Consider the following 21,335-nt stretch of genomic DNA (forward strand, 5'->3'; position numbering starts at 1 on the left):
CGTGCCCAGCCCATCAGCCGGCCCCTTGGCCAGAAGCGCCACGCCTGGCGAAGCGGAGCTTGATGGCGCTCCAGCCCTCACCGAAGCGGCCGGCGAAATTCGTCATCCAGTCGGCCCAGGCGACCGGCAGCTCCATGGTCCGATTGGAAACGATGAACCATATCGCCACTGCGGACGCCACGATCGGAACGCCGTAGACCATATAGGCGTATTCCGGAATCTTGTCGGCTTTGCCGGCGGCAAAGAAACCAAGCCAGCGTACGAAAAGCGCAAGCGCGATGGCCGTTATCAGCGGGTGAATGCGCGCCTCGCGATGGGAGCGCGCGTCTCCCGCGACCGCGAGCGCGATCAGCGCGAAGACGAGTGAATAGGACCATTCGGAAAAACGCTGATTGAGCTCGGCCAGGTACCTGTTCGGCGCCCTCTGGAACATCTTGTCGTTGGGACTGGGATTGAGCAGGTACTGGGTCGTCCGGTCCTTCGGCAAAAGCAATACGTCGGATGAGGCCGACATGAAGGCGGACAGATCGAAGGCATAGGAGGTGAACCGGATGACCGAAAGGTCGCCTGTCAGCGTTTCGCGATGGATGACGCCGTCGTTCATCATCAGCACCTTCTCGTCGCCGCTTTCGATGATGGCCCCGGTCTTGGCGTAGTAGATGAGGTTGGCGCCTTCCTCGCGCGAATCGGCGACGAAGATGCCGCCGAGGCGGTTGTCTGGAAGCCGTTCGCCAATCTGCAGGAAGAGGCCGTCATCGATCTTGCGGAAGGTCCCTTCCTGGATGATCAGCGACAACAGATCGGCACGCGACGACGCCACCAGTTGGCGGTTTTTCTGGCGTGCATAGGGGTCAATGCCGTTATCGACGGCGAATGAAAGAACGCTGGCCGCCAGCGCCAGGAGCATGATCGGCCTGACGATGGTCCAGCGCGAGGCGCCCGCGGCGTTCAAGACGGCAAGCTCAGAGTCGGAATTCATCGCGCTCAGCGTCTGCGCGACTGCGACCACCAGGGCGAAAGGCACGACGATCGGGACGATCGACGGAATGATCAGGGCAGCGACCTCGAAGAAGGTCAGCGCCGACTGGCCGCTGTCGGTGACGAGGTCGATGCGGGCGAGCACCTGCGTCGTCCATACGATCGCCAGCGTCCAGATGAGCGCTGCCAGGAAGACCGCCAATGCGCGACGCATGATGTAGCGTTCAACGACCTTCATGAAGGCTTTTCTCGATTTTGCCGAACGGCATCATGCCTCCAGACAAGGTAGTCGTCCGGCCACGCCTGTACAACCGGTTCCGTTTGGCGGTCGACCCGTCCCGTCCCGCATCATTATTCCCGGTGGGCCGGAGTGTCGGCGGCAATGGATAAGAAAGCGCGAACATCAATGGTTAACAACAGGTTGCGGCAGGAAAGCGGGGCCGTGCCGCGACGAATCGCCATCGATTCCATACGCCATATGGGATCTGATTCCGGCAAAGTCTTGCCAAATGCCGGAAAACGACCAAATGTCGCGCCGATCACGGTTATGGCCGCCGTGGCAGGTACAGGCATGGAAGCAGAAGCAACAGAATTGCGCGGTCAAGCCGGCCAGGAATCGATTTTTCACGATGCGATCGTGATCGGCGCAGGCGCGGCGGGGCTGGCTGCCGCACATGCGCTGGTGAAGGCCGGCGTACCAACGCTTGTCCTGGAAAAGGAAAGCCGGCTTGCCGAGCCCTGGTACCGGCGGCACGAACGGCTGCACCTCAATTCGCATCGTGATCTCTCGACACTGCCTGGCGTCGACTACCCCGCGGGCACCCCCGCTTTTCCCCACAAGACCGCCGTCGTCCGCCATCTGAACGATTTCAGCAAGGCGCACAGTCTGCCGGTCCGGCTTGGCGTCGCCGTCGAGGAGATCGCGTTCAACGGCGATCACTGGACCGTTGAGACCACTGCCGGGTCCCTGCTGGCGCGTCATGTCGTCATTGCCACCGGGCGCGACCGGCAGCCGTTCATTCCGCAGTGGAAGGGCGCCAGCGACTTTGCCGGCCGCATCATGCATTCGGCGGATTTTGGCAAAGCCGAGGACTATGCGGGAAAAAAAGTGCTGGTTGTCGGCGCCGGCAATTCGGGCTTCGACGTGCTCAATCATCTGGCGGGGGCGAATGCCGCCTCTATCTGGCTGTCGGCCCGCAACGGCCCCTCGCTGCTGCCGAAACGCATCGGCAAGATCGCCGTCCACAGGCTTTCGCCGTTCATGGCGCGCTTGCCGTTGTGGCTCGCCGATGCGGTGATGGCGGCAACGCAGCGCCTGGTTTTCGGCGACTTGAAGAAGTTTGGCCTGCCGCGCGCGTCCTCGGGAGGCGCAAGTCGCCTGACTGCCGACTACACCGCGATCGCCACCGACGACGGCGCCGTCCGCGCCATCAAGGCCGGCAAGATCGTGGTCCTGCCGCAGGTGCGCGAATTTACCAGCGACGGCGTCTTCCTCGACAATGGCGACCTGATTGTTCCCGATATCGTCATCGCGGCGACCGGCTACCGCACCGGGCTCGAACGCATGGTCGGCAAGCTCGGCGTCCTCGATGGCAAGGGCGTTCCCCTTTTCAACGGCGGCGAGACCGACCCGAAATTGCCCGGTCTGTGGTTTACCGGCATGCGGCCAAGCATTCGCGGTTGTTTCGCCAATGCCCGCATTCAGGCCAAGGCGATCACGCAGCAGATCGTCAGGCAGGGACGATGATCTGCAACGCATGGGATGCCGACACGAGCGCCCGGTTCGTGGCCGGGGCATTGCCGACAGCGGATGCCCTTTGATAGAACGCACCTCGAACTGAAAGGCCCCCTCAAACTGAAAGGCCATTTCAAACTGAAAGGTAAGGGTGATGACACCGGCCAGCATTCGCTACATTGTCGATGATGTCGCCGCCTCCGTCGACTTTTACACGGGACATCTGGGCTTCTCCATTGAACAGGACGCACGGCCGGCGTTTGCGTCCGTCACGCGTGGTCCACTGCGCCTTCTCTTGAGTGGCCCCGGCAGTTCCGGTGCCCGGGCGATGCCGGATGGTCGCCGGCCGGTTCCGGGAGGATGGAACCGCTTGCTGTTGCTGGTGCCGGACCTGAAGGAAGAGGTTGCGCGCCTGAAGGGCGCCGGGCTTGTCTTTCGCAACGATATCATAACCGGTGTCGGCGGTTCTCAAATCCTGCTCGAGGATCCGTCCGGGAATGTGATCGAGTTGTTTCAACCTGCCGCCCATTGACCCGAGAAAGACAAGGCGGTCCCATCGGGGATCCGCGATGGGCGAGAACCGGCCGAAAGGCCAATTGATCGAGGCTTGAAAAATAGGGTGGTGCTTCCGGTCGGAAACGGCCAAATATCGGGTTTCGTCAAGTCACTCTCCCAAAAACCTCAACGCCGTTCCCGAAAGCAGGACATGATGACTTCGAGACCTTCGATCGCCTTCGCCAAATTCGCAGCGCCCAAAAAGGGCGGTGTCTTCGTGCTGGCGGCCGACGATGGCGGCCTCGGCGACGCGGCGAAGGCTTGCGATCCGGCAAAGACCCTGGAGCGGGCGTTTCCGGTGGCCGACTTTTCCGGCAAGTTCGCCAGCCTGGTCGAAGTGCTGGCGCCGGAGGGCACATCGCTCGACCGGCTGGTGGCGGTCGGTGTCGGCAAGGTCTCGGGGCTCGACGACCATGCGTGGCTCAAGCTTGGCGGCACCATCGCTGCATCCTTGCGCAAGGCGGCCGAGGTGGCCGTCGTGGTCGATCTGCCGGGTGCTGCCGTCGGCGGCAAGCAAGCGGCACAGCTTGCCGCGGGCATCCTTCTGCGCAGCTATGTCTTCGACAAGTACAAGACGAAAAAGGAGAATGACGGCAAGAAGGTCGAGTCCAAGAAGCCGGCCAAGGTGACCATCCACACCACCGATCCGGCATCGGCGAAAAAGGCCTTCGCCGACGAAGTCGCGGTGATCGACGGGGTGTTCCTGGCGCGCGATCTGGTCAACGAACCGGCCAATGTACTGGGGCCGGTGGAATTCGCCGCCCGCGTCGGCGAACTGGAAGCGCTCGGCGTCACGGTCGAGATCCTGGTCGAGAAAGAGATGAAGAAGCTCGGCATGGGCTCGCTGCTCGGCGTCGCGCAAGGCTCGCCGCGTGGAGCCCGCATGGCCGTCATGCGCTGGAACGGCGGCAAGGCCAAGGACAGCCCGGTCGCCTTTATCGGCAAGGGCGTCACGTTCGACACCGGCGGCAATTCGATAAAGACGGCCTCCGGCATGGAGGACATGAAGGGCGACATGGGCGGCGCGGCCGCCGTGACCGGGCTGATGCACGCGCTGGCCGCCCGCAAGGCCAAGGCGAACGTCGTCGGTGTCATCGGGCTGGTGGAAAATGCCGTCGACGGCCATGCGCAACGCCCTGGCGACATCGTCACCTCGATGTCGGGCCAGACCATCGAGGTGCTCAATACCGACGCCGAAGGCCGCCTCGTCCTGGCCGACGCGCTGTGGTACTGCAACGACCGCTTCCAGCCGAAATTGATGGTCAATCTGGCGACGCTGACCGGCGCCATCATGGTTGCGCTCGGCCAGCACTATGCCGGTCTGTTCTCCAACAATGACGAATTGGCGGACAGGCTGACGAGCGCCGGGCAGGCGACGCAGGAACGGGTGTGGCGGATGCCGCTAGGCACCGAATACGACAAGCTGATCGATTCGAAAAATGCCGACATGAAGAACATCGGCGGCCGCTACGGCGGCGCGATCATCGCGGCACAGTTCCTGCAGCGCTTCGTCAAGGATACGCCTTGGGCACATCTCGACATCGCCGGCACCGCGCTGGGCGCGCCGTCCAACGAGATCAACCAGTCATGGGGCTCCGGCTTCGGCGTCAGGCTGCTCGACCGGCTGGTGCGCGACAACTACGAGGGATGAGGCCTTTCAAGGCGCGATCATGGCCGATGTCCTGTTCTACCACCTGACCGAATCGACGCTGGAGGATGCGCTGCCCGGCCTGCTCGAGCGCAGCGTCGATCGCGGCTGGCGCGCCGTGGTGCAGACCGGTACCGAGGAGCGGCGCGACGCGCTGGACCAGCATCTCTGGACCTTCAGGGACGATTCGTTCCTGGCGCATGCGACGGACCGCGAATCCTATCCGGCCGAGCAGCCGATCCTTTTGACCACCGGCCAGGGCAATCCGAACGAGGCGCAGATCCGCTTCCTGGTCGACGGAGCCGTGCCGCCGGAGCTTGTCGGCTATGAACGCGCCGTGTTTCTGTTCGACGGCCACGACACGGCCCAGGTCGAGGCGGCGCGCACGCACTGGAAGGCGATGAAGGAAGCCGGCCACGCGGTCACCTATTGGCAGCAGACATCAGACCGGCGCTGGGAACGCAAGGCGTAAAGCGTCCCGCCTCGGCTATCGTCAACCTGGGATCAGATCGCTGAGCAGTTGGGTCGCGATGCCGAATAGAGCATCGGACCCAACGTGAAAACCGGTTTTGGGTCGGATACCAGCCACGGATAGTGTCTCAGTTTGAATTTCAGCTGTCGGTGGAATGTCGCCATTCGTCTCGTAGATGGGAACGAGCAAGCAGCGCCAATTGTTGCCATTCGCTCGCATTGAAGGAAACGACCGTTCCTAACTCGATTTCAGTCACCCTCGGGGACGACCCGCCGAAAAATCTGCTGGTCGACGATGCCGCGACGTAGCAGCCGAACGCTGCCCCGATCGCGTTCCCGAACCCAGGCAGGTTGCCGAGGACCATGCCATCTGGCGGAGAGAACGAGACGGGCCAATAAAGGCCTAAATTAGAGGGTACTGTTATTTGAGCGCCGACGCGGCGAACCTCGATCCGACGACTCCTCCGGAAATGTCCGTGAGAGCGTTATCGGAGAAATGGCACGTGCCGCAGCGGTTGTTGGTCGGCCGGAACGGGCTACCGTGACCACGTTCAGGTCGCTGAAACCAGAGAGGTATCCCCATGGCTCTCCTTCCCGACTTCGCCGCCGCCACGTTCGGCAATTCCACGAATATCGACAACACGTTCTTCCCGCTGCCCGGCGGCACCATCAACAGCTACGGCGCCGCGCTTATCGATCCCGAGACCGGCGAAGAGGAGACGGAGCGCAACGATCACTTCACCACGTTCGAGACGAAGATGATCGAGGGCGTCGAGACGGTCGTCGTCCGCGATACGGCCTATGCTGACGGCGTTCTCGTCGAGGACACACTCGACTGGTACGCGCAGGACGATGAAGGCAACGTCTGGTATCTGGGCGAGATCGCGACGAACTACAACTACAACGACGAGGGCGAGTTCATCGGTACCGACTTCGGCGGATCGTGGGAGGCGGGCGTAGATGGGGCCGCGCCGGGATGGATCATGCGCACGGCACCGGTGCCGGGCGACAGCTATTTCCAGGAGTTCTACGCCGGCGTGGCGGAGGATGAAGGCCAGGTGATCGCGACCGGCCTCACTGTCGAGACCGACTTCGGCTCTTTTGACGGCGTCGTGAAGATCCTCGATACTTCGGGTCTGGAGCCCGGCGTGGGCGCCTACAAATACTTCGCGCCCAGCATCGGCCTGGTGTTGGAGGAGGAGGTGGTGCTCTCGGAGGATGAGCCTGAGCTCGTCATCGAGATCAAGAACAGGCGCGAGGTCGACGTCTCCGCCCCTGTCGATCCGACGGAGCTCGCCTTCGCGGGGGACGGCACTGCCAAGACCATCACCTTCCTCAGCGAGGACGCGAGCACCAACGGCGCGATCGGCGCCTATACCTTCGACACGGCGACGGGCGAGATCGGCGAGGCGCGCATCCTCTTTGCCGACACCGAGGATGTAAAGGCCGGCGCCAAGGCGACGATGACGGTCGCGGCCGGGCAGTCGCTCGGCCTGTTCCTCATCCCGGATGTCGAGGAGCTCGGCCTCGAGCTCGAGGACTACGCAGACGGCGGCCTCTTCTTCCGCAACTTCACCTCGGGCGATGTCGCCGACGTTTACGACGGCGACGACGCGACGACCTACACGCCGGGCCCGGCCACCATCTACGACCGGGTGGCGCCGGTCGTCACCGATGCCGACGGCAACCTGCTGCCGATCCGGGCGTTCCACTCGGTCGGCAACCGCGACGGCTTCAATTTCCTGAACCCTGTGGCCGGCGAGAACGCCCTTGCAAGCGATATCGACGACGGCCTCGCCGGGGTCGAGGTGGTGAGCTTCGAGGATGGCCTGGCCAGCACCGAGGACTTCGACGGCGACTTCGACGATGCTTTCGTTGCCGTCAGCGATGCGTCGCTCAGCGGCGAGACAGTCAATGCCCTGGTTGAAGCAACCGGCATCAGCCGGCGGGTCGGCACGGACGGCCCGGATCGGCTGGTCGGAACCGAGGAGGACGATCAGCTCATCGCGCTTGACGGCAATGACGTGATCCGGGGTCGCGGCGGTGACGACCAGATCGAGACCGGCGACGGCAATGACCGTGCATATGGCGGCGGAGGGGATGACGAGATCTCCGGCGAGGAGGGGCACGACCGGCTGTTCGGCGGCAAGGGAGACGACGAGATCGATGGCGACGAGGGCCGCGACAGGATCCAGGGCGGTGCGGGCGATGACGAACTCGCGGGTGGCGAGGGCAACGACCGGCTCTGCGGCGGCGATGGCTTCGACGAGATCAAGGGCGGTGAAGGCGATGATCGGCTCCTGGCCGGCGGCGACGGCGCGCGGATGTCCGGCGGCGCGGACGACGATACCCTCTTCGGCGAGGCCGGCGCCGAGGACGTCTTTGTCTTCGACCTGATACCTTTCGGCAGTGACCTGATCCGGGGCTTCGAGAACGGCGCCGATCGCATCGAGATCGCGACCTATACGGGCGTCGAGAGCTTCGAGGACGTCGCCGTCACGCAGGACGGACGGTCGACCGTGCTGAGCTTCGCGGAGGGAATCGTAGAGATCGCCAATTTCGACTCCGGGCTGATCGATGCCTCCGATTTCTTCTTCGTCTGACGCGCGGGCGGGGCGCGGTCTCCCTGGCCGCGCCCTTGTCTCGCCGATTGGTCAAACGGTACTTGCTCTGCAGTCATTGGCGTTAACCCTGCGACACTTCACTCGAAAATGAATCCCGTGGCCGAAGGGCCTGCAGCACAATGGCAGGCGGCGCCAATGAGCGGCCTTTTCCGAGGAATCTCATGACGCGCAAGCACGCAGTGCCAGCCGCCCAACCAGAAGAAGCCGGTGCGGCCACGCGAACGCATGACAAACGTCAGCTCACGGCCCCATTCCGGACCACTGCGCATGCGACGGCCAATGTCGCGTACGGGTCAGGGCTTGCCTTGGACGTCCTCCGAACGAAGGGCAGACAAAGGATCGTGAGCCGAAATTCAACTAAGGCACTACCCCGCCACTTGACGAAAGGTCGATCGCGCGCAAAACTGCTAAGATGTCAGACCAATTTTGGATATAGGTGCCCATGCGAGCGCGCGGCGAACGGCCCGGAGCACCTGCCACGCGTGTGGCAATTGCCACGCTCCCGCCGCAGGACCGCGGCAAACAGGTTATGGAAGCGCTGGCCGACTACGTCGAGCGCGCCGCGCTGAAAAGCGGTGACCGGCTTCCGACCGAACGCGAATTGATGGCCGCGCTTTCCGTCGGGCGTTCGACGATACGGGAGGCGATGGGGCGTTTCGAAGCGCTCGGCGTCACCGAGACCCGCAAAGGCAGCGGCACCTATCTGCTCAAGCCGATATCCGCCGGCACCATCCATCTGCCGTTGTCGCTCGATACGGCGGAGCTGCGCGACGGTCTCTTGCACACCCTCGAGGTGCGTCGCGGCATCGAGGCCGAGGCAAGCATGGTCGCGGCGCGGCGGCGCACGGCCGACGATCTGCGGACGATCGAGGAAAAGCTCATCGAGATGGAGCGCGTCCATCTCGCCACCGGCACGTCGGGTCCGGAAGACCTGGCCTTTCACCTGGCCATCTATGACGCCACCCACAACCCGCTTTTCCGGCAGCTCCTGGGGCAGATGCGCGAAGCGTTCGAGCGCTTCTGGGACCATCCGTTCGACCGCCAGGATTTCGCGCGGCGATCGTTCCCGCATCACCGCGAGCTGTTCGATGCCATCGTCGCCAGGGACGCGGAACTGGCGCGCGGAAGAACGCTGAAGATCCTCGAGGTCGTGGAAGAGGATATCGAGGAAATGTCGAAATGAACGGTCCCGATTTTTTCGACCAGGCATCGCTGATCGCTGCGCATGACGAGGGCAACGCCTTCGATGCCGTCGTGCCGCCGATCGTGCAGACCTCGCTCTTCACCTTCCCGAGCTACGACGAGATGCTCGAGACATACCGCGGCGAGAAAGTGCGGCCGACCTACACGCGTGGGCTAAACCCGACCGTTCGCATGTTCGAGGAAATGCTGGCAAAGCTGGAAGGCGCCGAGGACGCCATCGGGTTCGCGAGCGGCATGTCCGCCATCTCGTCGGCCGTGCTGAGCTTCGTCGAGCCGGGCGACCGCATCGTCGCGGTCAGGCATATCTACCCGGACGCGTTCCGGCTGTTCGGGACGCTGCTTGCGCGGATGCGCATCGAGGTGACCTATGTCGACGGCCGTGACGAGGCGGCTGTCGCGAGCGCCCTGCCTGGCGCCAAGCTGTTCTATATGGAAAGCCCGACCAGCTGGGTCATGGAAACGCATGACATCGGTGCGCTCGCTGCGCTGGCGAAGTCCCGTGGCATCCCGACCATCATCGACAACAGCTGGGCTAGCCCGGTCTTCCAGCGGCCACTGTCGCTCGGCGTCGACGTTGTGGTCCACTCCGCGTCCAAGTATCTGGGCGGCCACAGCGATGTCGTGGCCGGCGTGGTCGCGGGCTCGAAGGACCTGATCGGCCGCATCCGTGGTGAAGCCTATCCATATCTCGGCGGCAAGCTGTCGCCATTCGATGCCTGGCTCCTGATCCGTGGCTTGCGCACGCTGCCGATCCGCATGCGAGCGCATCAGGCGTCCGGCCTAGAAATCGCACGACGCCTGCAGGACCATCCGATCGTCGAGAAGGTCTGCCATCCGGGGCTGGCCAACCGGCTTCCCGCGGGGCTCACCGGTACGTCCGGGCTGTTCTCATTTGTCTTCCGCGACGGCATCGACATCCGGACGTTTGCCGACCGTCTCAAGCTGTTCAAGCTTGGCGTGTCCTGGGGCGGCCATGAAAGCCTCATCGTGCCGGGCGAGGTCGTGCTGCAGCAGAAGGCCCAACCCAATTCCGCGCTGGCGTTCCGCGTCCATCCGCGGTCCGTGCGTCTCCATATCGGCCTTGAGGGAACCGAGGCGCTGTGGAGTGACCTGGAAGCGGCGATTACAGCCGCTTCCGAAGAAAAGACCTGAAGCAACCAGACAAGAAGGGAACGGAAAATGAAGAAGCTTCTTATCGCCGCATTCGCCACCGTACTGATGTCGGGTACTGCACTCGCTGACACGACGCTGAAGCTCGTGGAGGTGATCACCAGCCCCGAGCGCACTGAAACGCTGAAGTCGATCGTCTCCAAATTCGAGGCCGCCAACCCGGGCACGAAAGTCGAGGTCATCTCGCTGCCCTGGGGTGAGGCGTTCCAGAAATTCGCGACCATGGTGTCCGCCGGCGAAATCCCCGACGTCATGGAGATGCCGGACACGTGGCTGTCGCTGTATGCCAACAACGGCCTTCTCGAAAGCCTCGAGCCTTACCTTGCCAAGTGGGAGCACACCTCGGGCCTCACCGATCGCGCGCTCGAGCTCGGCCGCGACGTGAACAACACTGCCTACATGCTGCCCTATGGCTTCTATCTCCGGGCGATGTTCTACAACAAGAAGCTGTTCCAGGAGGCTGGTGTCGCCGAGCCGCCCAAGACGATGGATGAGTTCGTGGCGGCGTCGGAGAAAGTCTCCAAGCTCCCGGGCAAATACGGCTACTGCCTGCGCGGCGGGCCGGGCGGCCTCAACGGCTGGATGATGTTCGGCGCAACGATGGCCGGGTCCAACAAATTCTTCAACGACGACGGCACCTCGACCATGAACAGCGAAGGCTGGGTCAAGGGACTGACCTGGGTCGTCGATCTCTACAAGAAGGGATTGGCACCGAAGGACAGCGTCAACTGGGGCTTCAACGAAATCGTCGCCGGTTTCTACACCGGCACCTGCGCAATGCTCGATCAGGATCCGGACGCGCTGATCGCAATCGCCGAGCGGATGAAGCCGGAAGACTACGGCGTCATGACCATGCCGAAGGGGCCGGACGGCAAGACGTTTCCGACCATCGGCTACGCCGGTTGGTCGATGATGGCGGCCAGCCAGAACAAGGACCTCTCCTGGAAGCTGATCGAAACGCTCGAAGGGCCCGAAGGCAATGTCGAGTGGAACAAGCGCACCGGAGCGCTGCCGGTTCACAAGTCCGCCGAAAAGGATCCCTTCTACGCAAGCGAGCAGTTCAAGGGTTGGTTCGCCGAACTCGAGGACAAGGATGCGGTGCCGACAGTCATGCCGACCTATCTCGAGGAGTTCGCCTTCTTCAAGGACTCGATGGTCATCAAGACCAGTCAACAGGCACTGCTCGGCGATATTACGCCCGAGGAAATGGCCAACCAGTGGGCCGACTATCTGACCAAGGCGCAGCAGAAATTCCTGGCCAAGAAATAAACGGCGAACCGCGAGCATCGGAGCCGCCCATCGCGGGTGGCTCCGATGGATCTCGTCCATGGCCAATTGGAACGAAAGCGTTACCTGATGGTTTTTGACGCCACCGCCGGGCTACCGGAATCGCGCCGCCGGTCGCTGATCGAACGGATCACGCGCCGTGCCGAGCCATATCTTTACACCGCCCCGGCACTGATCCTGATCGTCACCATCATGCTGGCGCCACTGGTGCTTGGCCTGTCCTACGCTTTCCGCGACGTGCATTTGCTCAATCCCTTCTCTGGTGGATATGTCGGGCTCGATCATTTTCGTACCCTTTATGGCGACGACAATTTCTATCGGGCGCTGCGCAACACGCTGTGGTGGACCGGTGCGTCCGTCTTCCTGCAATTCGTGTTCGGCCTGATCCTGGCGCTGCTGCTCGACCGGCCGTTTGCCGGCCGCGCCATCGCGCAGGCGCTGGTGTTCCTGCCCTGGGCGGTGCCGACCTTCCTCACCGGGCTCAACTGGGCGTGGTTGCTCAATCCTGTCATCGGGCCGCTGCCGCATTGGCTTTATGCGCTCGGCCTCATGGATGAGCCGGCCAACATCCTCTCCAATCCGCAGCTTGCCATGTGGGGACCGATCATCGCCAACGTCTGGTGGGGCATTCCCTTCTTCGCCATCACGCTGCTGGCCGCGCTTCAGGCAATCCCGCGCGACCTCTACGAGGCGGCGGCGATCGACGGTGCCGGCGCGGTCAGGCGGTTCACGTCGATCACGTTGCCTTTCCTTGCGCCGACCATTGCGATCACCGTGCTTTTGCGCACCGTCTGGATCTCGAACTTCGCCGACCTGATCATCGTGATGACCAATGGCGGCCCCGCCGACCGTACGCAGATCGTCGCGAGCTATATCTTCACGCAGGCTTTCAGGGCACTTGATTTCGGCTACGCCTCGGCCATTGCGCTGGTGCTGCTCGTGCTGCTGCTCGCCTATTCGATGCTGATCGTCATGCTGCGGCAAGTCCTGATGGATCGCGCCTGATGGATCGGGGATGACCGGATGAACAGGTATTCGATCTACGGCACCGCGCTGCATCGCCTGGCAATCCTCTGCTACGTGGTCTTTGCGCTGTTCCCGCTGTTCTGGCTGTTGAAAGTATCGGTCACGCCGAACGACCTGCTCTATTCGGAGGGCGTGCGGATGTGGCCGTCGCGGATGAGCTTCGAGCATTTCCGCTTCGTGCTGGCTCACAGTGCATTCCCGATCTTCTTCAGGAACAGCATGATCGTTGCCGGCGCAACGGCCGCGATCGTGACGCTGCTCGCGTCTCTCTCCGGCTATGCGCTGTCGCGCTTCACCTTCCGCGGCAAATACTGGCTGGTCGCACTGATGCTGCTCACGCAGATGTTTCCGTTGGTGATGCTGGTCGCGCCGATCTTCAAGATGCTCTCGCCGCTCGGGCTGACCAACAGCCTGACCGGGCTGGTGGTCGTCTACACGGCCTTCAACATCCCCTTCGCGACATTCCTGATGCAGTCGTTCTTCGACGGCATTCCCAAGGAGCTGGAGGAGGCGGCCAAGATCGACGGCGCCACGCAGTTCATGGCGTTTCGCCAGATCATCCTGCCGCTGACGCTGCCGGGTATTGCCGCGACGCTGGGTTTTGTGTTCACCGCCGCGTGGAGCGAACTGCTGTTCGCGCTGATGCTGATTTCGGGCAACAGCGCCGCAACCTTTCCGGTCGGTCTGCTCACTTTCGTGTCGAAGTTTTCGGTCGATTTCGGACAGATGATGGCGGCCGGCGTGCTGGCGCTGATCCCCGCCGGCCTCTTCTTCCTGTTCATCCAGCGCTATCTGGTCCAGGGCCTGACGGCCGGCGCGGTCAAGGGCTGAGGGAGGTTTCATGGCATCGATCGACATCCGCAACGTTCGCAAGAATTTCGGCGTCGTCTCCGTGCTTCACGGCGTCGACCTGGCGATAGAGAACGGCGAGTTCGTGGTGCTGGTGGGGCCGTCGGGCTGCGGCAAGAGCACTTTGCTTCGCATGATCGCCGGGCTCGAGGAGGTGACCGAAGGCGAGATCCGGATCGACGGCACGCGCGTCAATGAACGTGCACCCAAGGACCGCGACATCGCCATGGTGTTCCAGTCCTACGCGCTCTACCCGCACATGAACGTCGCCGAGAACATGAGTTATGGCCTGCGGATCCGGAAGGCCGCCAGCGAGACGATCGCAGCCGCTGTCGGCAACGCGGCCAGGAAGCTTGAGCTGCAGCCGCTGCTCGCACGGCGGCCGAAGGCACTGTCGGGCGGCCAGCGCCAGCGCGTGGCGATGGGCCGCGCGATCGTGCGGCAGCCCAAGGCATTCCTGTTCGACGAGCCGCTGTCCAATCTCGACGCGCGCTTGCGCGAGCAGATGCGGGCAGAGATCAAGAAGCTGCATCGTGATCTCGGCGCGACATCGATCTATGTCACCCACGACCAGATCGAGGCGATGACTTTGGCCGACCGGATCGTCGCCATGCATGAGGGCGTGGTGCAGCAGGTCGGCAGCCCGCTGGAGCTTTACGACCGCCCGGCCAACCTGTTCGTCGCCGGCTTCATCGGATCACCGGCCATGAATTTTCTGTCGGCACGTTACGAGGTCAGCGCAGGCACGGCCGGCGCACGACTGCCTGACGGAACGCTGATCGCGCTTTCGTCAGGTTATCAACTGGAGGAAGGCGCGGCGGTGACACTCGGCATCCGGCCGGAGCATGTCGAGATGTCGCCGGCCTTGGAGGGCAGCCTGAGGGCGACGGTCGACCTGATCGAGCCGACCGGCTTCGGCATCATCCTGCATCTCGGCCTGCATGGCCTGCCATTCAACGTCTTCACGCTCGACCGGGCCGCGCTGACGGCCGGCCCGACGGTGACGGTGGCTTTCCCGCCGCAACATCTGCATTTGTTCGATGCGACTGGAAAGCGCGCAGCGAGCCTCCAGCCGGGGAAGAGCTGACCCTCCTTTCGGTCGCTCGGGTCATTCGAGCGTTTCCAAAACCGGTTCCCACCTTTGGGTCCGATGCTATTGTCTATCTTGGCGCTGCCGAATTCGATAGGACATTCGCTCTCGGCCTCGACACGCTCTTTGGACGAGGTGGAAATGCGCCAGCGACGGCGCCAATGCTAGGTAGTTGAGCGCATGCGCTTTCTGTTTCTTCTGATCCTGCTCGCCGGCATCGGCATCGGCGTCGTCTATCCCTGGGCGATGACCAATTTCTCAGGCCATGAGATCGGCACCTGGCGGGTCTACGAACAGGGCCGGTTCAAGCCGGTGACGGTGTCGCTGGCCGGCGGCGACGCGCCGGTGCGGGTGCTGGTCGACCTCACCACCCGGGCCGAACGCATCGTCGTTTCGCAACAGCGCACCGTGCTGACGCTGACCGCCGCCACCGGCGGCAGGACGGTGCTCGCCTCGACGCTGCAGTTCATCCATTCCGAGAACCCGCGCCAGGTCAGCCCGCAACTGCCCGACAAGATCTTTCGCGACGAGGCAGGCCTGATCCCAACCGTCAGCCCCGGTCCCTACATCTTCACCGCCGGCCCCGGTGACGCCGAAGGCATCGAGATGCGGGCGGTGGACCTTGTCCTGCGCTCCGGCGTCGGCGAGATCGACAGCCGTGCGCAGCCGGTTGGCTTCTCGCTGATGGCGGTTGGCCTGATCGGGCTGGTGTTGGCTTTGCGTTTCGGCGGCCGGCGACCGCAAAATCCGAACTCGCAGCCGCCACCGCCGCGCTGGGGCAGGGGCTCGAATTAAGTCGTGAACTATCGCCACGCCTATCACGCCGGAAACTTCGCCGATGTCGTCAAGCATGTCGTGCTGAGCCGGCTCGTCGAATATCTGAAACAGAAGGACAAGGCGTTTCGCGTCATCGACACCCATGCCGGCATTGGCCGGTACGACCTGTCGTCGACTGAAGCGCAGAAGACAGGCGAATGGCGAGGTGGCATCGGCCGGCTGGTCGATGCCACGCTCGACCCGCCGGCGGCAGCACTTCTGGCCCCCTATCTGGAAGCCGTCCGTTCGCTCAATCCCGAAGGCGGCGTGAAAAAATATCCGGGCTCGCCGCTGATCGCGCGTCATCTCATGCGCAAGCAGGACCGGCTGTCGGCGATTGAGCTGCATCGCCAGGATGTCGCGAAGCTGAGGACGCTGTTCCAAGGCGATTTCCAGACCCGGGTGATCGAGCTTGACGGCTGGCTGGCGCTCGGCGCGCATCTGCCACCGAAAGAAAAGCGCGGCCTCGTGCTGGTCGATCCGCCATTCGAGGAGCAGGGCGAGTTCGACCGCCTCGTCGACGGGCTGCGCAAGGCGCACAAGCGCTGGCCGGGCGGCATCTACGCGCTGTGGTATCCGGTCAAGGACCGCAAGGCGGTCGCTGCCTTCAGGAGGGCGCTGGTGCAGTCAGGCGTCCCGAAGCTGCTCGACATCGGCTTCGAGATCAGGCCGCCATCGGCCGAACCCAGCCTCGACGGCAGCGGCATGGTGGTGGTCAACCCGCCGTTCACGCTGGAGGGCGAGTTGCGGACGCTGCTGCCGGCCCTGCACAAACTGCTTGTCGCTGAAAAACCGTCGCACTGGACGCTGGAGTGGCTGGCGGCATAGGGGGCGCAGGTGTTCACGCGCCTGCCTTGGTTGAAGCAATTTCAAACTAAGAAACCATCGTCTCTACAACCGCTTGACCGCGCGCAAGCGAATCCGCACAGTGCGCGCAATCGACCATAAGAGGCTGCCATGACTCGCTTCGCCCAATCCGCCCTTGCCGCACTGATCGCCCTTTGCACGCCGCTCGGCACATCCCTCGCTGTCACCCAGACAGCAAAGGCGGCCGACCTTGCCGTCTATTCCGACGAAGACAGCGGCGTTTGCGGCGAGGCCTGGGTGCTGAATAAGATCACCAGCCGCTTCTCGTATCAGGTGCGCCATGTGCCGAATCTGCCCGATGTCGAGATCACCGATTTCCAGCGCATCCACCAGCACCGCTATTTACCGGCCAACGACACCTGGCCGATCGGCCGCCGTTATTGCGGCGCCACCGTCAGCCTGTCCGACGGCCACGCCCGCACCATCTGGTATCTGATCGAGGAGGGGCAGGGCTTTGCCTCGATCGGCGACAATGTCGAATTCTGCGTCTCGGGCTTCGACCGTTGGATGGTCTATAACGGCCGCTGCCGCGTCCTGCGCTAGAGACGGGTTACAAGCAGGCGCCGGCTGGGTAGATGGTTGAGGTTCGCGCTCCATGCCGCCCCCCTTTCGTCCTGCCGGACATCTCCCCCGCACGTCCGGCAGGACAGAGGGGGCGCTGTCCTGCTGCCATGTCGCAAACTCGCGATCCCAAGCTCTCAGCGAGCTTCACGCCGTTTTGACGCCGGACAGGTAGGCGCAGATCAGTTCGACCAGTTGCTTTTGCAACTCTGGTGCATCCAGCATGCCCCTTCGCGCCGCATTGTGGATCACCCCCTCGACCGCCGATGATAGCACGCGCGCTACGGTCTCTGTGTCGGCGCTCTTTCTCGGCTTGCGGTAAGCGGCGACTGCGGTCGCATAGTGATTGAGGTATTGCGCCTGGAAGGAGGCATGGGCGGCGCGCGAGCCGCGATCGCTCGGCGCCTCGTCCAGCAGCACCTGGTGCAGCGTCGGGTGAATGCTGTGCGCCGCAATCATGCCGCGCACCAGATCCTGCGCGAATTTCCTGAGGGGCTTTCCGTCTGCTGCCGAGTCGCGAATGACCGACAGCACATGATCGAAATGGCGGCGCCGGATGGCTTCGAGCAGGGAAAGTTTGTCGGGAAAATACTGGTAGAGCGAGCCGATGCTCACGCCTGCCGTCTCTGCCACCTTGTTGGTGGTGAAGCCGGCCCAGCCCAGCCCGCTCAGAACATGAGCTCCCGCCTCGATGATCGCCTCGACGGTCGCCCTGGAACGCGCCTGGCGCGGTTGTTTGCGCATGCGCTGACGCGGCTTTGCAATGCGAGTAGACACGTCTGCTTCATCCCGTGAAAATGTAAACAACATACTCACATTTCCGGAAAAGGACACCGACCATGAGCACGCTCGCCTTGCTTCGCAGCCTCTTTGCCTATCAGGCATGGGCCAATGACGAATTGCTGGAGAAGCTTGCGAGCCTCGACGCCCGCGTACACGACAAGGAACGGCACGCCGCAATGCGGCTCATCAATCACTGCCATGTGGTGTCGCGGATATTCTCGGCGCACCTGCTTGGCGCAAGTCACGGCTACTGCGCCGACAACACTGATGAGACGCCGGCGCTCGGCGAATTGCGCGCGGCGGTCACGGCGACCGATCGCTGGTATCTCGACTATCTGGAAACCGTTTCGTCGCAACAGCTTTCAGAGCCCGTCGCATTCGTGTTCACCGATGGGGATAAGGCATTGATGTCACGACAGGAAATGTTGACCCACGTCGTTCTGCACGGGGGCTACCATCGCGGTGAAGTCGGGCGCATCCTGGCGCAGATTTCCATCACCCCGCCATGGGATACTTTCGCCGTCCATCTCCATCGGGCCGAGCCTTCTCGCCGGCTGCAGATGAGGCACGAGCCGCTCAGAGCCTGACCGCCCGAGGGCTTTTCGATTCGCGATACCGGCTCGACCGGATCTGTCGAGGCGTCACCCTGTCTTCATAAATGCGAGCTATCAGCTCACGTTCGTCGCGTTGTGCAAGATGTGCAGCGGCGCGCTCATTCGGTTGCTTTCGCCTTCGACTGTAGTTCATTGCGCTGAGCAAGATGAACTGAGCGACGCCTTAGCTCTTGATGATCTTCGCGACGAGCATTGGGCGTTGAAGCGCAAAGCCGCTCGAAAAAGCCCTAAGCTTGACGAGAACACCGGCCGAGATAGAGTGCGCAGAATTCTCGTGTCAGAACTTTGCCGCGAGGAGCGAAGATTCGCAGCCGGTTTTCGCGGCGGCAGCATGGTCGCGCGATCGCCGTAACCAAAACTTAAACTGCAAAATTCATGCTAATGCTTCGCTGGCTAGACAGTCGCGAGTCAGATATGCATTGCACGCCGGGCCACTAACGGCCGTCGGCACAACGGAAGGGGCATGATATGGCTAAACAGTCATCCAAAGCGCCGGCATCCAAGTCACCGGCAAAGAAGGCACCGGCAAAGAAAGCACCACCAAAAGCAGCGGCGGCTAAGGTCGCAACTGCCATGAAGAAAGCAGCACCTGCCGCCAAGCCCAAGGCCGCCGCGGCCAAGGGAAAAGCAGCGGCGGCAAAAGTGACAACCGCTGTGAAGAAAGTAGCATCTGCTGCCAAGCCGAAGGCCGCCGCGGCCAAGGCAAAAGCGCCGGCCAAGAAGCCGGCCGCGAAAGCCGCGGCAAAACCGGCAGTGAAGAAAGCGGCACCCGCCAAGGCCAAGGCGGCACCTGCCAAGGCTGCGCCCGCCAAGGCGAAGGCAGCACCTGCCAAGAAGCCGGCTGCAAAGGCCGTGGCGAAGCCGGCAGCGAAGAAAGCAGCACCTGCCAAGGCCAAAGCCGCACCGGCAGCGAAGGCGGCGGCAGCGAAGTCTTCGGCAGCAGTGAAGAAAGCAGCGCCGGCGGCCAAGCCGAAGGCAGCGCCCGCAAAGCCGAAGGCCAAGAAGTAATCGCGTCTCGTCGCTCGCGGAGGACAGTGCCGAAGACGGTTGAGGGAGTGTGCCTCACTCACAGGGTCGGTGCTCGGGCAAGAACAGAGGCGGGAGGGAAGACAGCTTTTCGCAGCTCCCAGGACTTCGCCGCCACGGCGAAGTCCGGTGGGGCATTTGTCTGTGCCTGGAAGGAAACCCTCGGTGAAACGCCGGAATTGATCAGGTTGGGATCTGTCCGACCTGTTCGGATTCTCATGCGGCTGCAGCTGCCGTACACCGCTCATTTGCCTCAAGATCGCGGAGGAAACGGTCGTTCTCCGTGGCGCCTGGTTTTCCCGCTTGTGGCTGTTGATCATGCTGGCATGCCCAGTCAACAGTGCCGCGCGTCAAGGATCAGAGTGCTGCAACGTCCTTTGTGCGTCCAAGTGGACGCGCGGCGCTGCAGTCGGCAAACAGGAACCCGATCATGCCCAGACTGCTCTACGCTTCCACGTCCCCATACAGCTCCAAGGTGCGCATGGCCGCGCTTTATGCCGGCATCGCCGTCGATCTCGTGCCGGTAAAAACCGAAGACAAGCCGGCCGAGCTGATCGGGGCCAATCCGCTCGGCAAGATCCCGGTTCTGGTGCTCGACGACGGCCGTTCGATCCACGACAGCCGCGCCATTACCCAGCATCTCAACCGCATGTCGAAGAACGCGCTGTTTCCGCGCAACCCCGACAAGCGCCTCGAGGCCGAAGTGCTGGAGGCGCTGGCCGACGGCATCTGCGACTGCGCGCTGTCGATGGTCTATGAGCGGCGCACACGCCCTGAAGACATGGTCTACCAGCCGTGGCTCGACCGCCAGTGGGCGAAGATCACCGGTGCGCTCGATCTGCTCAACGCCAATCCGCCAAAACTGCCGAAGAAGATCACCGCCGGCCAGCTGGCGCTGCGCGCCTGCCTTGGCTATCTCTCACTGCGCTTTGCCGGAAAATGGGAAAAGGGTCGCAGCCGCCTGGTCCGCTGGGCAGCGCGCTTCGACGAGAAGTTTCCGGAACTGAAATCCTGCGTTCCGGCGTGAGCTGGTTGACGCAGCCAGCCCCGAGAAGGGATCGCAAAAAAAGCCGGGCGCGAGGCCCGGCTTTTTCGTGTCGTGGCTTGGACGATCTAGAACTTCATACCGACGCCGAAGGTGACGCGGTTGTCGGTGGACTTGACTTTGCCAACATCGCCGAAGTCCTTGTCGCCGAAGTCGGTGTAGCGGTATTCGACACGGCCGAACACATTGTCGGTGATCTTGATGTCGGTGCCGACGCCGGCCGTCCAGCCGAGCATGGTGTTGTCGTCGTTGACACCAGTGTTGTGGTTTTCAATCTTCTGGTTCTTCAGCGCGCCACCGGCGGTGCCGTAGAGCAGGATCTCCGGGGTGACGGCGTAGCCGAGGCGGGCACGCAGCGAGCCTTCGACGCCGCCCTTGGCCTCGATGCCGAGATCGTCACCTTCGATGCCGCTATAGCCGATATCGGCTTCAGCACCGTAGACGAAGTTCTCCTGCTGCCACTGATAGCCGCCGAAGACGCCGCCGACGAATCCATCGGTGCCGACGTCTACGCCGACATCCTCGGCATCGGCATGGCCGCTGAAGCCGTAGCCGACGCTCACACCGGCATAGGGACCGGCCCAGGACGCGACCGGAAGTTCGGCGATCGGGGCAGGTGCCGGTGGCTCTTCCTGGATCACGTCAGCAGCATAGGCGGTTCCGCCGAGGGCGAAGAGCCCGAACGCCACCGCCAGCGGTCGCGCAAATTTAAGATTGGCTTGCATTGTTCTTTACTCCTTAAGCCACAGGCACAGGCTTGCTTTTTACAAGCACCCTCAACCCGCCGGGGGGATAAACGGGTCTGGCGCTCAACGGTTCCAAATGTCGTGTCAAAATGCGGCTGAAGCGAACCTGAACTTGGGTCATTCCCTGGCGCGAATGAGGCCGAACCTTGACGTTGCATCTGCGCAACAGATGGTGTCAGGAGGCTTTGCCACGCCGCGCTGAACACCGCTTGGAGCATGGGGTCCAGCGCCCTATATTGCG

Annotated in this window: 21 protein-coding genes; 17 read left to right on the forward strand and 4 right to left on the reverse strand. The window is 62.9% G+C overall.

Annotated features, from left to right (window positions below; all coding sequences use genetic code 11):
- Nucleotides 1-13 precede the first annotated feature (13 nt).
- Together lptF and E5X88_RS17500 are read right to left on the reverse strand one after the other, a co-directional pair.
- On the reverse strand, nucleotides 14-1,216 hold the full coding sequence (lptF, locus tag E5X88_RS17495; RefSeq protein WP_292163452.1) for an LPS export ABC transporter permease LptF: 1,203 nt from the start codon (nucleotides 1,214-1,216) through the stop codon (nucleotides 14-16).
- Nucleotides 1,217-1,329: 113 nt separating this feature from the next.
- Nucleotides 1,330-1,521, reverse strand: coding sequence for a hypothetical protein (locus E5X88_RS17500; protein WP_292163454.1), 192 nt, complete (start codon nucleotides 1,519-1,521; stop codon nucleotides 1,330-1,332).
- A 28-nt stretch (nucleotides 1,522-1,549) separates the two neighbouring features.
- On the opposite strand from E5X88_RS17500, the gene E5X88_RS17505 reads away from it, so the two are divergent.
- From E5X88_RS17505 to E5X88_RS17570, 14 genes are all read left to right on the forward strand, one after another.
- Nucleotides 1,550-2,725, forward strand: a complete 1,176-nt coding sequence (locus E5X88_RS17505; RefSeq protein ID WP_292163455.1) for an NAD(P)/FAD-dependent oxidoreductase — start codon at nucleotides 1,550-1,552, stop codon at nucleotides 2,723-2,725.
- Between the two features lie 142 nt (nucleotides 2,726-2,867).
- Nucleotides 2,868-3,245 (forward strand): VOC family protein, encoded by a 378-nt coding sequence (locus tag E5X88_RS17510; RefSeq protein ID WP_292163457.1) that lies wholly within the window; start codon nucleotides 2,868-2,870, stop codon nucleotides 3,243-3,245.
- Nucleotides 3,246-3,422: 177 nt separating this feature from the next.
- On the forward strand, nucleotides 3,423-4,919 hold the full coding sequence (locus tag E5X88_RS17515) for a leucyl aminopeptidase (protein ID WP_292163575.1): 1,497 nt from the start codon (nucleotides 3,423-3,425) through the stop codon (nucleotides 4,917-4,919).
- Between the two features lie 19 nt (nucleotides 4,920-4,938).
- Nucleotides 4,939-5,388: a DNA polymerase III subunit chi gene (locus E5X88_RS17520; RefSeq protein ID WP_292163459.1), complete on the forward strand. Its 450-nt coding sequence runs from the start codon at nucleotides 4,939-4,941 to the stop codon at nucleotides 5,386-5,388.
- Between the two features lie 580 nt (nucleotides 5,389-5,968).
- Nucleotides 5,969-7,990 carry a hypothetical protein gene (locus E5X88_RS17525; protein WP_292163460.1) on the forward strand — a complete coding sequence of 674 codons (2,022 nt, stop codon included), beginning with the start codon at nucleotides 5,969-5,971 and terminating at the stop codon, nucleotides 7,988-7,990.
- A 463-nt stretch (nucleotides 7,991-8,453) separates the two neighbouring features.
- Nucleotides 8,454-9,194 carry a FadR/GntR family transcriptional regulator gene (locus E5X88_RS17530; protein WP_292163462.1) on the forward strand — a complete coding sequence of 247 codons (741 nt, stop codon included), beginning with the start codon at nucleotides 8,454-8,456 and terminating at the stop codon, nucleotides 9,192-9,194.
- Entirely contained in the window at nucleotides 9,191-10,366 is a 1,176-nt protein-coding gene (locus E5X88_RS17535; RefSeq protein ID WP_292163464.1) for a PLP-dependent transferase, read from the forward strand. The genes E5X88_RS17530 and E5X88_RS17535 overlap by 4 nt, the downstream gene beginning before the upstream one ends.
- A gap of 27 nt (nucleotides 10,367-10,393) precedes the next feature.
- Complete coding sequence (locus E5X88_RS17540; protein WP_126040650.1) at nucleotides 10,394-11,653, forward strand: sugar ABC transporter substrate-binding protein; 1,260 nt, start codon at nucleotides 10,394-10,396, stop codon at nucleotides 11,651-11,653.
- Between the two features lie 87 nt (nucleotides 11,654-11,740).
- Nucleotides 11,741-12,676: a carbohydrate ABC transporter permease gene (locus E5X88_RS17545; protein WP_292163466.1), complete on the forward strand. Its 936-nt coding sequence runs from the start codon at nucleotides 11,741-11,743 to the stop codon at nucleotides 12,674-12,676.
- Nucleotides 12,677-12,694: 18 nt separating this feature from the next.
- Entirely contained in the window at nucleotides 12,695-13,528 is an 834-nt protein-coding gene (locus E5X88_RS17550; RefSeq protein WP_292163468.1) for a carbohydrate ABC transporter permease, read from the forward strand.
- 10 nt (nucleotides 13,529-13,538) lie between these two features.
- Nucleotides 13,539-14,633, forward strand: a complete 1,095-nt coding sequence (ugpC, locus tag E5X88_RS17555) for a sn-glycerol-3-phosphate ABC transporter ATP-binding protein UgpC (protein WP_292163469.1) — start codon at nucleotides 13,539-13,541, stop codon at nucleotides 14,631-14,633.
- Between the two features lie 183 nt (nucleotides 14,634-14,816).
- Complete coding sequence (locus tag E5X88_RS17560; protein ID WP_292163470.1) at nucleotides 14,817-15,431, forward strand: hypothetical protein; 615 nt, start codon at nucleotides 14,817-14,819, stop codon at nucleotides 15,429-15,431.
- A gap of 3 nt (nucleotides 15,432-15,434) precedes the next feature.
- Nucleotides 15,435-16,280, forward strand: coding sequence for a 23S rRNA (adenine(2030)-N(6))-methyltransferase RlmJ (locus E5X88_RS17565; RefSeq protein WP_292163472.1), 846 nt, complete (start codon nucleotides 15,435-15,437; stop codon nucleotides 16,278-16,280).
- A 129-nt stretch (nucleotides 16,281-16,409) separates the two neighbouring features.
- Nucleotides 16,410-16,862, forward strand: a complete 453-nt coding sequence (locus E5X88_RS17570) for a hypothetical protein (protein ID WP_292163473.1) — start codon at nucleotides 16,410-16,412, stop codon at nucleotides 16,860-16,862.
- A 165-nt stretch (nucleotides 16,863-17,027) separates the two neighbouring features.
- Here E5X88_RS17570 and E5X88_RS17575 read toward each other — a convergent pair whose 3' ends face one another.
- Nucleotides 17,028-17,624 carry a TetR/AcrR family transcriptional regulator gene (locus E5X88_RS17575; RefSeq protein ID WP_292163577.1) on the reverse strand — a complete coding sequence of 199 codons (597 nt, stop codon included), beginning with the start codon at nucleotides 17,622-17,624 and terminating at the stop codon, nucleotides 17,028-17,030.
- Between the two features lie 95 nt (nucleotides 17,625-17,719).
- Here E5X88_RS17575 and E5X88_RS17580 point away from each other — a divergent pair, with 95 nt between their 5' ends.
- The 3 genes from E5X88_RS17580 (at nucleotide 17,720) to E5X88_RS17590 (ending at nucleotide 20,330) form a co-directional block, all read left to right on the forward strand.
- Nucleotides 17,720-18,250: a DinB family protein gene (locus E5X88_RS17580; protein ID WP_292163475.1), complete on the forward strand. Its 531-nt coding sequence runs from the start codon at nucleotides 17,720-17,722 to the stop codon at nucleotides 18,248-18,250.
- A 600-nt stretch (nucleotides 18,251-18,850) separates the two neighbouring features.
- On the forward strand, nucleotides 18,851-19,285 hold the full coding sequence (locus E5X88_RS17585; RefSeq protein WP_292163476.1) for a hypothetical protein: 435 nt from the start codon (nucleotides 18,851-18,853) through the stop codon (nucleotides 19,283-19,285).
- A 448-nt stretch (nucleotides 19,286-19,733) separates the two neighbouring features.
- The gene (locus E5X88_RS17590) at nucleotides 19,734-20,330 is read left to right on the forward strand and encodes a glutathione S-transferase family protein (protein ID WP_292163478.1); all 597 of its coding nucleotides are present in this window, start codon (nucleotides 19,734-19,736) and stop codon (nucleotides 20,328-20,330) included.
- 86 nt (nucleotides 20,331-20,416) lie between these two features.
- Here E5X88_RS17590 and E5X88_RS17595 read toward each other — a convergent pair whose 3' ends face one another.
- The gene (locus E5X88_RS17595; RefSeq protein WP_292163480.1) at nucleotides 20,417-21,073 is read right to left on the reverse strand and encodes an outer membrane protein; all 657 of its coding nucleotides are present in this window, start codon (nucleotides 21,071-21,073) and stop codon (nucleotides 20,417-20,419) included.
- Nucleotides 21,074-21,335 lie beyond the last annotated feature (262 nt).

Origin of the sequence: Mesorhizobium sp. (genome assembly GCF_004962245.1) — a bacterium.
Lineage (GTDB): Bacteria > Pseudomonadota > Alphaproteobacteria > Rhizobiales > Rhizobiaceae > Mesorhizobium.

Excerpts from the sequence above, each read along its gene's own strand:
- lptF (WP_292163452.1), bottom strand. The coding sequence starts at position 1,216 with ATGAAGGTCGTTGAACGCTACATCATGCGTCGCGCATTGGCGGTCTTC.
- E5X88_RS17505 (WP_292163455.1), top strand. The coding sequence starts at position 1,550 with ATGGAAGCAGAAGCAACAGAATTGCGCGGTCAAGCCGGCCAGGAATCG.
- E5X88_RS17510 (WP_292163457.1), top strand. The coding sequence starts at position 2,868 with ATGACACCGGCCAGCATTCGCTACATTGTCGATGATGTCGCCGCCTCC.
- E5X88_RS17515 (WP_292163575.1), top strand. The coding sequence starts at position 3,423 with ATGACTTCGAGACCTTCGATCGCCTTCGCCAAATTCGCAGCGCCCAAA.
- E5X88_RS17520 (WP_292163459.1), top strand. The coding sequence starts at position 4,939 with ATGGCCGATGTCCTGTTCTACCACCTGACCGAATCGACGCTGGAGGAT.
- E5X88_RS17525 (WP_292163460.1), top strand. The coding sequence starts at position 5,969 with ATGGCTCTCCTTCCCGACTTCGCCGCCGCCACGTTCGGCAATTCCACG.
- E5X88_RS17530 (WP_292163462.1), top strand. The coding sequence starts at position 8,454 with ATGCGAGCGCGCGGCGAACGGCCCGGAGCACCTGCCACGCGTGTGGCA.
- E5X88_RS17535 (WP_292163464.1), top strand. The coding sequence starts at position 9,191 with ATGAACGGTCCCGATTTTTTCGACCAGGCATCGCTGATCGCTGCGCAT.
- E5X88_RS17540 (WP_126040650.1), top strand. The coding sequence starts at position 10,394 with ATGAAGAAGCTTCTTATCGCCGCATTCGCCACCGTACTGATGTCGGGT.
- E5X88_RS17545 (WP_292163466.1), top strand. The coding sequence starts at position 11,741 with ATGGTTTTTGACGCCACCGCCGGGCTACCGGAATCGCGCCGCCGGTCG.
- E5X88_RS17550 (WP_292163468.1), top strand. The coding sequence starts at position 12,695 with ATGAACAGGTATTCGATCTACGGCACCGCGCTGCATCGCCTGGCAATC.
- ugpC (WP_292163469.1), top strand. The coding sequence starts at position 13,539 with ATGGCATCGATCGACATCCGCAACGTTCGCAAGAATTTCGGCGTCGTC.
- E5X88_RS17560 (WP_292163470.1), top strand. The coding sequence starts at position 14,817 with ATGCGCTTTCTGTTTCTTCTGATCCTGCTCGCCGGCATCGGCATCGGC.
- E5X88_RS17570 (WP_292163473.1), top strand. The coding sequence starts at position 16,410 with ATGACTCGCTTCGCCCAATCCGCCCTTGCCGCACTGATCGCCCTTTGC.
- E5X88_RS17575 (WP_292163577.1), bottom strand. The coding sequence starts at position 17,624 with ATGCGCAAACAACCGCGCCAGGCGCGTTCCAGGGCGACCGTCGAGGCG.
- E5X88_RS17580 (WP_292163475.1), top strand. The coding sequence starts at position 17,720 with ATGAGCACGCTCGCCTTGCTTCGCAGCCTCTTTGCCTATCAGGCATGG.
- E5X88_RS17585 (WP_292163476.1), top strand. The coding sequence starts at position 18,851 with ATGAAGAAAGCAGCACCTGCCGCCAAGCCCAAGGCCGCCGCGGCCAAG.
- E5X88_RS17590 (WP_292163478.1), top strand. The coding sequence starts at position 19,734 with ATGCCCAGACTGCTCTACGCTTCCACGTCCCCATACAGCTCCAAGGTG.
- E5X88_RS17595 (WP_292163480.1), bottom strand. The coding sequence starts at position 21,073 with ATGCAAGCCAATCTTAAATTTGCGCGACCGCTGGCGGTGGCGTTCGGG.